This window comes from Clostridium sp. AWRP (genome assembly GCF_004006395.2).
Lineage (GTDB): Bacteria > Bacillota > Clostridia > Clostridiales > Clostridiaceae > Clostridium_B.
The window spans coordinates 4054710-4068228 of sequence record NZ_CP029758.2; the positions used below are offsets into that span (position 1 = coordinate 4054710).

Below are 13519 nucleotides of genomic sequence, written 5' to 3' on the forward strand. Positions count from 1 at the left end.
TTTATTTTCTCATAATTATCAAATTTAGTCTACATTATGTTAAAAAACCTATATAAGTATAAACTTTGCCGATTTGTATGTCAAACATTTAATTTTTTCCTATATTGTGGAATATGATAAAAACAGTCAATTAATTTATAACTCAACTTTCCATCATATAAAATTTTGACTTAATATAAAAAAATTACGACACAATTAATTCACAATGCACGATGCACAGTTCACAATTAAGGATGATTTTCTTCCGTTAAAACTTCAGAGAATCTAAAATATACCACCATTGAAGCAAAGCTTCAATAAGCTTTAAATTTAAAATTTTTCGCAGCACAGCGGAGAAAAATCTACCGAAATTGTGCATCGTGAACTGTGAATTGTGAATTCATTTAGGTCTCAATATTTTTAAACTGCAAAAGTTGATTTTATAAGAATTGTCTCAGCATCTTCCACACCTTAAACAAGCTTCAGTAGAATAAATATTTTTCATATTGGAATACTGATTTTAGAGGTGAAAGATATGTCTAAGAGTAAAAAAAACGAAAACATAAAATCCAAAAATATACAAGAAAATCTAAGTAATGCTGTTAATTCTACACATAGTGATAAACAAAATCAAAATCATAACACAAAAAAAGAAGCATTAGGCCCCAACACTAAGAGATGATGAATTTGAATAGATTGTACCTGAATATAGAGTATCACTTACTGAATGATTCCAAACCATCGAATTATTTGAAGGGACTCTATAATGAGCCATTATTTCAGCAGTATCCCTTTGATATGCTATACAAACTGAATATTACAAAGCAATCTCCAAAATACCATCCAGAAGGTACTGTTTGGAATCATACTCTACTTGTAGTAGATGAGGCAGCAAATGTAAAATCAAAAAGTAAAAATCAAAAAGTATTTATGTGGGCGGCACTACTTCATGATATTGGAAAACCTTCTACAACCAAGGACAGAAAGGGTAAAATAACCTCCTATGACCATGATAAGGTTGGAGCAGCTCTGTCAAAAGAATTTTTGCTATTTTTTACAGAAGATAAAGACTTCATTGAAGGAGTTTGCGAACTTATCAGGTACCATATGCAAATACTCTTTGTAGTAAATAATTTGCCCTTTGCAGATATACAAGGCATGAAAGAGCACACAGATATCCATGAAGTGGCTTTGCTAGGCTTATGTGATAGAATTGGAAGGTCAAATAGTGATAAAAAAAAGGAACAATATACTGTTAATCAGTTTCTTAAAAAATGCTTTCACTAAATCGTGAAAGCATTTATATCTTACAGTAGTAGGTCTCAAAACTTCAGCCTATAGTGTAATATAATTAGAAAATTGTAACACAAGCGAAAGCAATCAATAAAAATTACATATGATTTTTTAATTCAATTGTTTGTATATTTCCATCAAGATTTATGGTAACTTTTATTACTTCGTCTTTATCCTCTATTACTCCATCTGTACTACTTGATGTCATAGTATAAGTTTTTTTCTTTGGAGAGTTTTGCCCTATACTTCCACTTCCAGCACTACTTTTATACGATATTTCCAGATGTTTTACTGAAGATAACTTGGATATATTTTTCTTATAGGTTACTGTTAATGTTCCGTTAGAATTACCTTCATAATGTAACTTGTCATTTTTCTTAGTAAATGTGCCTGTGGAATTTACCTTATATTGGGCAGTCCAAAATTCATTTTCTCCTTTATAAGTGTAGTTGTGTTTAATTACATCTTTATTTGAACAACCTATAAACACAGGCAACAATATAGTAATTAAAATTATAGCTACTTTTTTCATATTATAACCCCCCGACCTCTTTTATAATTAATGAACAATATAAGAATGTTGTGAACTTAGGTAACCTTGTTATACTGTGGAGCGGTAAGAACTTACATTAATAATATCTTTTAGTTTTTCAATATTTATGGTAAATTTACAATTATTAGTATCTTCCTAACTACACCAAATTTAGTTTCTTCAGATACTTTAAAGATTCTAACTGGTCATTTTGGTAACCTTCCAAAATAAAAGCACCTTTATAATTAAGGCTATTCAAAAATTTAATTTCTTCATCCCATTTAATTGAACCCAAGTCCACATTTCCAATTGGCCAGTGGATATCGGCTAATTGGTCATTGTCATGTGCGTGTATACTACCTAGCCTATAGTAAAATTTACGAAGTATGTCAATGTCATTCTCATCTAAATTTCCATGTCCATAATCATAGCAAAGCTTTAACATTGAGGAGTCAATGCTTTCAAATATTTTTTGAAAGTCACTTAGCCTATCTCCAAATTTTCAACCTTATCTCTCCTAAAAATATATTTTTTAAAAAGTAAATGTAAAGGAACAATAAATTACAATGGTTCATATATGGTAGTTTTACGATTAGTGAATTATATTAATAACATTCCGCAGTAAAATAGTTTCTAATTATGCTTATTTGATTATGTTACTCTTGTATTTTCCAGAATCAATTTTTTGATATATCATTCTTACAAAACTTTCTTTTTCATTTGTATATATAATCCTATCATTTGGGTATTGCTTTGTTAAAGATATTTTCAAATCACTATACTCTTTAGCGTACTCTTCATGCTCATTTAGGAAATCTTTGAACCGTGTCACATAATATAAATAATCTGTACTACAAATTACTAATTCATACTACTCAACTTTAAATTGGAGTCTTGGGCTATTTCAAATAATATGCCATAATATACTCTTCTGTATTGACATAATGGAAAGGTATTGATTTTTAAAGCCTATATTCAATAATGCTCTCCGGTGTCTTTCTCGGTCTTGGATTTAGTTTCTCATCAGGATATCCAAGTGCAACAGTCCCAACCAGTTCTTGCAGCATCCAATATTTTGTTAAGAATATATATTGATATTTCTCTAAATATATACTTTTGTATACTCCTTCTTCTATCCTTATTTATTTCACCTCATTAAATTGGAAATTTGGCGACTTCTCTTTATGCTCATTTTATGCAACCCTTGTACCAGATGGGAACAGGATTTTGCATATTATCATACCACTCAAGAACTTCTTTGGCTTGATTTATCATCGTGTCAATTTCACTTTTCCCAAATGGAATTGCCCAAGGTATAGATGATAGGGTATTACTTGAAATGTATAATGCAAGCAATCTCCAAAAATCCATTGGTACATTTTCATCAAAATAGCCATTTACCATGCCCGAAGCAAAAAGTGACGATTTTTGTGCACACCAAACAATTCGATTAAATTCCTCCCATGGGTCACCGAAATCATCTCTATCAAAGTCAATAATCTGCAGTTTACCATCATAATCAATCATCATATTGCCAACATGGTAATCACCATGCTGATAGCATTGTGGGCGACTTTTCAACAAATAGCGATTCGTATTTATATAGTCAATAAAAGACTGTCCATTTTCATATTTTATCGGGCAATCTTTATACATTTGGATTTTTCGCTCGATTTTACGATTAAATCTTACCTCCCATTCCTCCTGTGTATCAGGCGCTGGAATAGTATGAATATGCTTTAGTATTTGACCCGCCTCAATTCCATAAGCATACTGTTCTGCATCAGTTAATCTCGTAAGAGCCTCTTCGAAATCCTTTCCTTCAATCCAACTTTGTAAGGAATATACACCTTCGTCGCAAGTGCCAAATGCAATCGGCTTACACATAGGTACACCGAGAGCCTCCACACACTGCATCATTTCAAATTCAACCCTCTTCCGTTCTTGTTGCTCTATTTTTGAAATACGTAACAAATACTTTTTATCATCAGGTGTTGTAACGCAATATTTTTTATCATCTGACCATCCCCTTACAATCTGTATCCTGGTCTTAAAATCATATATACACAATCCTACTAATCTCCTTCTAAAAATACAAATATTCTGTTAGATAAATTACTATTTATAGTATTCGCCCTTAAATTGGAAATTATTTTTCTAATTCTATAAACAAATACATCGGTATTTTCTTCAACCAAGCGACTCTCGATGACATTTGAGAGTGTTCTTCTGTTGGTATTGGTTCGTTCATATCAATTAACTTAAAGCCATTTTTGACAAACGCTTTTATATAATCTGACAAAGTCCTATGTCTATATAAAATTGGAGCATTCATTCCTTTGATTTCTCCAATCCATTCTTTTGGATTATGATAATCAGAAACAAGCACCTGTATATTTTCATTATTTAGCATCCATTTAGTTTTCTTGCCCTTGAAGCATGGATGCAAAATAGAAATGAATACCTTTCCATTTTGTTTTAAAACACGATGAATTTCCTTTAAGGTCCCATCTAAATCTTCAACATCCATTAACATCATCGAGCAAAGCACTATATCGTAATAATTGTCGTCAATTACATTTAGTGTATTTGAATTAAGAACATAGTGCTTAATCCTTAAACTTTCTTCTTTTGCTTTATTTTTTGCGTACTCAATAAAAACTTCTGAACAGTCAGCAGCCGTAACGATTGCTCCCTTACGTGATAATGCTCTCGAATAACCACCTTCGCCACATCCCAAATCAAGAACATATTTATCTTTGACATCTCCAAGTTTTTCTAATGTGTATGGCATTATGTAATATATTCTAAAATCATTTGTTTGAGCTTTTTCAATCCATTCGTCTATATTCACCTGATTCCAACATTCGGTTGAACTGTCTTTTATCATTTTCTTGTTCCTCCACAAATTTACTATTTGTATTACAATCTCTACTACTCAACCTTAAATTGAAATTTATAGTGGCTTTTGAGCAAGATATAATGGAATAGTATCTTTAATAATGATTTTATTGCCAGCATCCATAATAGCCTTTCTTACTCCCATGTAAAATTTGGACTTATAAGGTTCTTCTAAAGTTATATGCTCACAATGTGTACTAATATATGAAATATATTCATCAGCATTGAGTTTTCTTACCTTTCTCCAGTCTTTATATTTGTAATTAACAAAGCCATAATTCACAACATTATCATATTTCATTTTATGATTATATCTTTGCTTAACAAAAAAATGTTCTTTATATACCTCGGCTATTCTATTGTACAATTCTTCATTTGCACTTTTCTCATCTGAACGGGTCATAAACATTGCAAGGATGCCACCAGGTTTTAGTATATTGTAAACTTTTGAGAACGCTATTTCTTCAGGTATCCATTGAATTGTAGCTGCTGAATATATTAAATCAAATGTTTGATTTCCAAAATTGTATGTCTCAAAATCAGCATTTACAATATCAAAATTACTATAAGTCCCATATTTGTTTTTCATAAATTCTGTAAAGTTCTCCCCCAGTTCAATTGCCTTATAATTACAGCCAGTTTTTAAAATAGGCTCTGTTGCTTGTCCTGTACCTGGACCAATTTCAAGTACATCTTTGCTTGAATTTAAGTCAGATACAGTAATAATTTCTGTAAAGAGTTCATCACAATATCGAGGTCTATATTTATCAAATATTTCTGGTATTCGGTCAAATGTAATTCTAAAATCCATTATTTAAACCTCCTTCTAAATTACTATCTGTATGATCATTCTTATATACTAAATCAGCCTTTATCAACATAATATCACCATTTTATACAAAAATGCATCAAAAATACTTTTAATATCCAGTTCTTCACTAAAACACTGAGTACAAAATGGAATTTAAAGAAAGATTTAGGCAGTAATTCTAAAATATATACACAAACTATATCTTACTGAAAGAGCGGCAGGGATCCATCAATTGGTTTTCAAAACACTTAAAGAAAGTTTTTACAGATTTAGTTAATGTTGTACTAAATATATAAAAATACACAGGTGACAATCACAAATAATTCTCTATTACATGTGAATGGAGATGTTAATATGCCCTATAATTTTGGAGTGCGGTAAAGTGCTTATTCTAACTTAAATTATCTTTCAGCAATTCCTTGTATATCAACACTTTAGTATCATTATCTTACATTAAATTATAATCCATTTTTTTATATCTTTAGTCTCCAAATAGTCTCCAAGGATACCTATATAAATTCTATGTAAATGATTTTCTTTATTATCCTTTTTTGTGTCAGTGTACTCTTTCACCTATAATATCTCCCTTTAATTAATTAGCTTTATATATTAAAAAATATTTTGCTCTTCAATGAATATATAATTTTTCTTTTACCAAATACTTTTAAGCCAATATGCTATCTAAAATATCTCTTATCTTCCTCTCTTCTTCACTTCCATCAGTAGGAAGTCTTAAACATTGAATATTATATTTTTTAAGTATCTCATCCTTTATCTCATCTCTCTCAAGTTGTTTAAGATTATCTTCATGATATGCAGTACCATCAACTTCAATTGCTAATATAGGCGTTTTATCCATTTTATTAAATATAATAAAATCATTATGAGAACAAGGACATGACACAAATTCTTTTTCACGGTCATCTAATAAACTTCTATCTTTTATAATTAAGTTTAGAGGATAATGCATTACTTTACCAATTGAATTATAATCTTTTAGAATATTATCTAGAAGTGAATTGACTATATTTTCAGAATTAAATTCAGAATTATTGCTATGTCCTTTTAAATATCTATTCATTTTTTGAGCATTACACTTATATAACATATCAAACACAGAACTTACTTTACTTATACTTACTTCACCATTACTGTATTTTATATATCTTATTAGGTCTGCAATATTGCTATCCTTATTATCATCACAATCATTATTAGTAACAAGGATAAACTTCTTTTTTGCTCTAGAAACTGCTACATTAATTAAATTTGGATCATCTATAAAATCATTGACTTCATTTGCTACAGTAGACAATATAATTATATCATTTTCTTGTCCTTGAAATTTATGAATCGTATCAATCTTCACATACTCATCCTTGATCTCCTTCTGTAGCAGATTTATCTGATCCCTGTATGGAGATATAATACCTATGGACTTTTCATCTTTATTAAAACTAGGAAGTATCTCCTGCTTAATAATATCTACCTGCCTCTGATTTCTGCGACACCTTGCATGATTTCCTTCTGATGTTTTCTTTACCATTATAGGACAATCTTCTGATTCCTTTGTCATAATTATAAGTTCATCATTATAGAACTTCTTATTGCAGAACTCAATAATTTTAGGATTACATCTATAGTGTTCTTTAAGAAGTGTTTTAGGGATATCTTTATAGAGACTTATTATAGATGACAGAAGACTGTTATCTGCATAACTATACCCTTGATCCAATTCATAATATCTCTTTAATATATCATCACATTTCTCTCTAACTTCTCTCGTAATTATATTAGGGAGTTGTTTTAAATCTCCAACAATTACAGCATTTTTAGCACATGACAATGCTAATGCACCTGCAGCAAGATCAACCTGTGATGATTCGTCGATTATTACATAATCAAATAAATACTCACTCGGTATACATGTTCTTAATGAATGTGTTGTACTTAAGACAACTGGATAATCTTTAATAAAATCTTTATAATTTGCCTTAAAAGAATTTATGCCAAATAATTTTCTTGATTTATTCCCCTTAAATCTATTAGCAAGAGTATCCTTTAATATAGCCATTGAATTATTAGTATATTCATCTATTAGACTATCAAAACTATGATTATTAAGCTGCTTTTCATATGTTGCGATGCTCTCGATTAATTCCTTAACCTTTAACCCATAATATGCATTTCTTAATTCGTTAACTATAGTCTCCTTATTATTTCTATAGAATTTAAAACTTGTTATCCGATATTTTAAAAGATTCCTAATTTTAATAAAAAATGATGATTGTATATCTTTAATTTCATATTCAAAAATAAGATCTCTTAACTTATCGGCATTAATTCTACCAATAAATTTCAATGATTTATCTATTTTATAATTATTAGCTTCCTCTTTAAATCGTTTTGCTTCGAGTTCAATTTGAGAATATTCTTCCTTAAGCTTTGCAAGCTCAACCTGTACTTCAAGAAGTTTCAAGATATTTGCCTGATCTGATTCAATGCTTCCTTTAATCTTTTCAAGTTTTTCATAATTTTCTTTCCATGATGCAAAATCAGGATACACTCCTGTCTGATTTTTAAAGAATTCTTTCTTGTTATCGGATTTGCCTAAATATGCAGCAATAAACTCAATATCATAAATTTTCAACTTATCAACTACATTCTGAGTTGCTGAATTATTATTAGATACTACAGCTGCAGTCTTTCCTTGCAGAATTATATTGGCAAGAATATTAAGAATAGTCTGAGTCTTACCTGTACCCGGAGGTCCCTCAATGACACTCAGTTTATTACATAATGCCTTTTCAGTGGCTTCCTTCTGGCTTAGATTAAAACCAAATGGGAAAATTGCATTTTTATTAATTTTAGTATCTTTTATTTCATGAGGATTTAGGTAATCAGCAAGCACACTATGCGGATTAACAAACTTGAGTTTTTCATATAAACTTCCTAAAAAACTACTTTCTACCTCACCTTCACCCTTAGGCATCTTTATTTCATTTGCAATCTCTTTTAAATATTCAAAGCAATTATTATTCTTTTTATCCTCTAAAGCCGATTTCTCAATTCTAATATCATACATATCATAAAGACTTTTATATCCGTTCTTATAAAACAGTTTGATCTTGCTACGAAAATATATTACCTTATCAAGTCCCCATAACGGTATATCACCTTCATACACAGCAATATCATCTGATATATGTATAATCTGTTCAGCTTTCTGCCAATCAACGCTTAAATATACATAGCTATAAGTTTTAGCTGAATTCTTAAAATTCACATTGTATTTTCCTGTTAATTCATCATAACTACAATATTTTACTTCTTCAGTCTTATCTTCTCCTTTAATTAACACTAACTGCTCATTCTCATTCAATTCTCTATACTCTCCTATATCCAACATTATCTATAGATTCAATTATAATCATATAAAAATAACCTTCAAGCTATTTCTGATAATCTACAACATACGCCTCAGATATATGCTTTACGACCTGTACTCGAATTGATGAACACATATGAGTTAGATATAATAATCATATGGCGGAGACAAGAAATGTCAGGTAATGATGGAAGGTATAATGCATAGTTTAGAACTGATACTATAAGACTTGTATTAGAAGAAGGCAGTTCTGCAGTCAGCGTGTCAAATGACTTGGGAATAACTGATTAACCTTTAAGAAACTGGATAAATAATATCAAGAGTACACAATGAATTTTGAATTGCATAATAGTAAAAGCTTTAATATGGATAGGTAATATCATATGTGCAAGTAACTAAAATAAAAAGTTACTTCTTGACTTTTTACACAAATCTAGGTACGTTCTCTAATATTGGGTTGTTGGATGTTCTCCAATAGCTTTTTCTTATATTAGCAAATTCCCATGCTTTATTATTTTGTGTTCCTAATTTTACAAGATTATCGTGTTTTATTTCAATGTTTTCCCATTATTTTCAAAAACACCTTTTTACCCTTCGCCTTAACCATTCATCAAGCTTCTTAAGAATACTTTTCATATTCACGATAGCAAAATAGTTTACCCATTCAACTATTGCTTGTTTTAATTTTAAAAACCTATATTCCATATTCATTGCATTACTTCTTGAAGTTAATTTCTTAAGTTTGGCTTTAAATCTATTCAAAGATTTCTCATGAATTCTTATTCTATACTCGCCTTTACCCCTATAAAAGGAAAATCCTAAAAACTTAAATTTCCACCCTCCTGACAAGTTGTGGTTTATATCTTCCTTCATGTACTGATTGCCTTAATTCCTACCCATGTTCTTTTAGATATTGCAAAAGTTCGTCTAATGTCATGCCATCAATACCATGACTTCCTTTATTGGACATAGAAGAATTACTATGCACTCTACATTGCTTTTGAGTTCCACTCTCTTTCCTTGTAGATAGCCTTTCTTATGAAGTTGTCTGCTTTTATCATAATTCTTCGTATCTTTTAAATTCTGAAACCTCCTATTGTTCAGTCCTTCCCACGCTGACGCATACTGCGTGGTACTATGACCTCTGCTGACTTCTGATAGTTCAACTACACATCACTGCGTAGATTATTATTTCTAATTTCATATCCATAACATACCTATCAGACCTCCTCAGGTAAGAACCCAATCTTTTACTCCATCTATCTGCTACATTTACACCGTCTGTCTCGGATAGGTTAGGGCTTCAGTTTGTGTTGCAACCTCACCCACAGACATATGCCTTATATGTAGTTTGTGTCCATTAGACCAAAGTTTTGCCGCCGATTTCCTTCAGATTCCACGTCACCATGGACACCCTTGTCTTAAGCTATGCACTTGGTACTATCAACCCGTGCTAGGAACTTTCACCCTTTAGATTGCATTCATACTGGACGCACAACAAAAGCCAGCAGAACCATTGATTCTACTGACTTTATCTTGGCAGGGGTAGTAGGTCTCGAACCTACAACCTACGGTTTTGGAGACCGGCACTCTACCAATTGAGCTATACCCCTAAGACGTTAATAATTATATAATATAAACTAATAAAATGCAAGCTTTTTATTTTTTATAAATATTTTCTAGACTATTTATATTATGTTTAAGGGTTTCTGCATAGTTAAAATCCCCATTATAAATCTCTATTTTAGAAGTTTTTATATTATAAATTTTTATCAACTCTTCATTACTTTTAACTACAGCATCATTATTATAAAGAAGAACTACCTTATTATCCTTTAATTTTTGTTCTAAATTTTTCTGACCTGCTGAATCCAAAGGCATTATGTTATTATCTTCCCTTGGACTTACATCTAAAAATTTCAAATTATTATACTTTGCAAAATAACTGAGTTCATCTTCTACAACAATAAAAGTGTAATTGCTCAATTCTCCATCTACTGATTTTAATTCTTTCTTATAATCATCTAATTTATTCAAAGTTTCAGAGAAATTTTTCTCATAAAAATCTCTACTCTTAGCATCTCTATCCTCAAGCGCGTTTTTAATATTCATAAGTGCTATCCTATAATTATCAATATTGTTAACATAATAAGGGTTATCTTTTAAAATTGTATTATTATATTTCACTATTCTGCTATAAGATAAGAGATTTATTCCTCTTGAAACATTTATAACCCCAACCTTACTTCTATTTAATTTGTCCACAAAAGTATTTACCCAAGGCTCATAATCTGCACCTACGTAAAAAAATATATCTTTTTTAGATACATTTTTTACACTATCTTCAGTAAATTTAAAATCTACTTCACTTTTTCTATCATTAAACATATATTCTACTATATGTCTGTTTCCTACTATAGACTTTACCATATTATATAGAAATTTATCTGTAGTAACTATATTTAATTGTACATTATTCCTTACCTGCAATTTATTGTTATTTTTATATTCTTCTTTACTATTGCATCCAACAACAATAAAAATTATTAAAAAAGACATAATTAAGCTCAATACTCTTTTCAAGAGTTTCACCTTCCTATCCAGAATGCAAACAAATTAAATCATAACAAATACATTTTACATAATGTATTTTAACATTGCAAATCACAATACCTATTTTACAAATAATTTTTATTTTTTACATTGCTTATCCATAAGTATTTATTGACACATTTCATTGTGATAAAATTAGGTGTACAGATTATATTCTATTTAAGGGGGGTTTATCCATGAAGGTTAGTATGGACAAAACAATAAGGGCCATGTCAATTGCACTGGATTTAGCTCAAATGAGTTCTAAATATGATAGCTTTACTGGAAATGATCCAATCATTGAAAATATAACTAATATAAACTATTCGGATCATCGATTTATCCATCATTCCCAGAGGACTACCTATATAGCGCTTGAAATTGCAAATCATCTAAAATTAAGTGATAAATTTAAAAAACAACTTTATGTATCAGCTCTACTGCATGATATAGGAGCTGCTACCTTTTTATCTCAGAGTCATTCTTCTAATCTATTTATAAAAGAACATTGTGAAATTGGTAATAAAATAACTAAGTCTTTTCCCTACTTTCATGATATATCAAATATAATACTATATCATCATGAAAATTTTGATGGAAGTGGCGCTATAGGATTAAAGGGAAATATGATCCCTCTAGAAAGTCAAATAATAAGGATTTCTGATTTAACAGAACTTATATATAACGAAAATATATCTAACTATCAGCAAAAAAATAATATTATCTCATGGATTAGAAAAAATTCTAAAAAAATTTTTTCTGAAACAATTGCAAATGCATTTTTAGAAAGTGCATCTTCTGATATATTTTGGCTTAATCTTCAAAATATAGATTTTATTGACTTTATACTAGATGAAACCCATCCCAAGTTAAATATGTTTATGAATCTCCATGAGTTTGAAGCGATATCTAAAATATTTGCAAACATAATAGATAACAAAAGTAAATTCACTGCAACTCATTCCCAGGGTATAGCAAATCTGGCCTATTTAGTTTCAAAATTCATTGGATATCCAGAAGAAAAGTGTCATGAAATGAAAATTGCAGGTCTCCTGCATGATATAGGTAAGCTATCCATTCCTCTCTATATACTTGACAAAAATGGTTCTCTGTCAAGTGAGGAATTCGGTATAATAAAATCTCATGCATATTATACTAGAATAATATTAAATAAAATAGGCGATATTCCTAATATAAGCAAATGGGCATCAAATCATCACGAAAAGTTAAATGGCAGTGGATACCCTCAAGGCTTAAAAGCAGATGAATTATCTGAAGAATGCAGAATTATGGCAGTGTGTGATATATATCAAGCCCTTACAGAAAATAGGCCTTATAGAAATGGCATGAGTTCGGAAAAAGCCTTTAACATAATGGACGAAATGGTATCTGGAGGATTTATATGTAACCATGCGCTAAACCATCTAAAGGAAGCAATAAGTAATCTTCCTAATTTAAGTTCTTATGAAGATCATATACCTATTTCCTACAATTCTGAAATGAAATAATATATTTCTTCACTTTTTAATACATTTTAGATACAATATTCTATGAGGTGATTTGCTGTGGAATTTATTTTAAATAGTGTTGAAGATACCATTAATCTAGGCAAAAAAATAGGCAGCTTATTAAATGCTGGTGACATAATTTGTCTAAATGGTGACTTAGGCACAGGGAAAACCCATTTTACAAAAGGAATAGCAAAGGGACTTAATATAGAAGATCCTATAACAAGCCCTACATTTACCATAGTAAATGAGTACTATGGTAGATTAAAATTATACCATTTTGATGTATACAGGGTTAATGATATAGATGAAATTGCTGAAATTGGATTTGATGAGTATATTTTCAGTGATGCTGTAAGCATTATAGAATGGGCAAATTATATTGAGGAATTAATACCTAAAGAATGTATATGGGTAAATATTTATAAAATCCCAGAAAAAGGTTTAAATTGTAGAAAAATAATAATAAAATATCATGGTAATAGATATGATTACATAAAGGAGCTAAAATAAGA

At 30.0% G+C, this 13519-nt stretch carries 11 protein-coding genes, 1 tRNA gene and 1 pseudogene; 4 read left to right on the forward strand and 9 right to left on the reverse strand.

All coding sequences use genetic code 11. The annotated features are described in order from the left end of the window. Positions 1-514: 514 nt before the first annotated feature. The gene (locus DMR38_RS22010; protein WP_175413069.1) at positions 515-661 is read left to right on the forward strand and encodes a hypothetical protein; all 147 of its coding nucleotides are present in this window, start codon (positions 515-517) and stop codon (positions 659-661) included. Next, positions 661-1266: an HDIG domain-containing metalloprotein gene (locus tag DMR38_RS18965; protein WP_347562557.1), complete on the forward strand. Its 606-nt coding sequence runs from the start codon at positions 661-663 to the stop codon at positions 1264-1266. Before DMR38_RS22010 ends, DMR38_RS18965 begins: the two co-directional genes overlap by 1 nt. Positions 1267-1369: 103 nt before the next feature. Here DMR38_RS18965 and DMR38_RS18970 read toward each other — a convergent pair whose 3' ends face one another. The 9 genes and pseudogenes from DMR38_RS18970 to DMR38_RS19020 all read right to left on the reverse strand — a co-directional run bounded on the left by DMR38_RS18970 (position 1370) and on the right by DMR38_RS19020 (position 11463). Next, a complete protein-coding gene (locus DMR38_RS18970; RefSeq protein ID WP_127722971.1) occupies positions 1370-1804 on the reverse strand; it encodes a hypothetical protein in 435 nt (144 codons plus the stop codon). A gap of 160 nt (positions 1805-1964) precedes the next feature. Continuing rightward, a pseudogene (locus DMR38_RS18975) lies at positions 1965-2291 on the reverse strand (TIM barrel protein); the annotation flags it as partial. Between the two features lie 701 nt (positions 2292-2992). Then, on the reverse strand, positions 2993-3874 hold the full coding sequence (locus DMR38_RS18990) for a phosphotransferase (protein ID WP_127722975.1): 882 nt from the start codon (positions 3872-3874) through the stop codon (positions 2993-2995). 79 nt (positions 3875-3953) lie between these two features. Next, the gene (locus tag DMR38_RS18995; protein ID WP_243124362.1) at positions 3954-4712 is read right to left on the reverse strand and encodes a class I SAM-dependent methyltransferase; all 759 of its coding nucleotides are present in this window, start codon (positions 4710-4712) and stop codon (positions 3954-3956) included. Positions 4713-4760: 48 nt separating this feature from the next. Continuing rightward, complete coding sequence (locus tag DMR38_RS19000; RefSeq protein WP_127722977.1) at positions 4761-5516, reverse strand: class I SAM-dependent methyltransferase; 756 nt, start codon at positions 5514-5516, stop codon at positions 4761-4763. Between the two features lie 664 nt (positions 5517-6180). After that, positions 6181-8925: an AAA domain-containing protein gene (locus tag DMR38_RS19005; protein WP_243124364.1), complete on the reverse strand. Its 2745-nt coding sequence runs from the start codon at positions 8923-8925 to the stop codon at positions 6181-6183. A gap of 552 nt (positions 8926-9477) precedes the next feature. Beyond that, a complete protein-coding gene (locus DMR38_RS19010; protein WP_207670765.1) occupies positions 9478-9777 on the reverse strand; it encodes a group II intron maturase-specific domain-containing protein in 300 nt (99 codons plus the stop codon). A gap of 664 nt (positions 9778-10441) precedes the next feature. Next, positions 10442-10517, reverse strand: a tRNA-Trp gene (locus tag DMR38_RS19015). A 46-nt stretch (positions 10518-10563) separates the two neighbouring features. Then, on the reverse strand, positions 10564-11463 hold the full coding sequence (locus tag DMR38_RS19020) for a zinc ABC transporter substrate-binding protein (RefSeq protein WP_243124366.1): 900 nt from the start codon (positions 11461-11463) through the stop codon (positions 10564-10566). Positions 11464-11693: 230 nt separating this feature from the next. Between DMR38_RS19020 and DMR38_RS19025 the strand changes: the two genes are divergently transcribed. Both DMR38_RS19025 and tsaE read left to right on the forward strand, forming a co-directional pair. Then, positions 11694-13004 carry an HD-GYP domain-containing protein gene (locus DMR38_RS19025; protein ID WP_127722981.1) on the forward strand — a complete coding sequence of 437 codons (1311 nt, stop codon included), beginning with the start codon at positions 11694-11696 and terminating at the stop codon, positions 13002-13004. Between the two features lie 57 nt (positions 13005-13061). Further along, positions 13062-13517, forward strand: coding sequence for a tRNA (adenosine(37)-N6)-threonylcarbamoyltransferase complex ATPase subunit type 1 TsaE (gene tsaE / locus DMR38_RS19030; protein WP_127722983.1), 456 nt, complete (start codon positions 13062-13064; stop codon positions 13515-13517). Positions 13518-13519 lie beyond the last annotated feature (2 nt).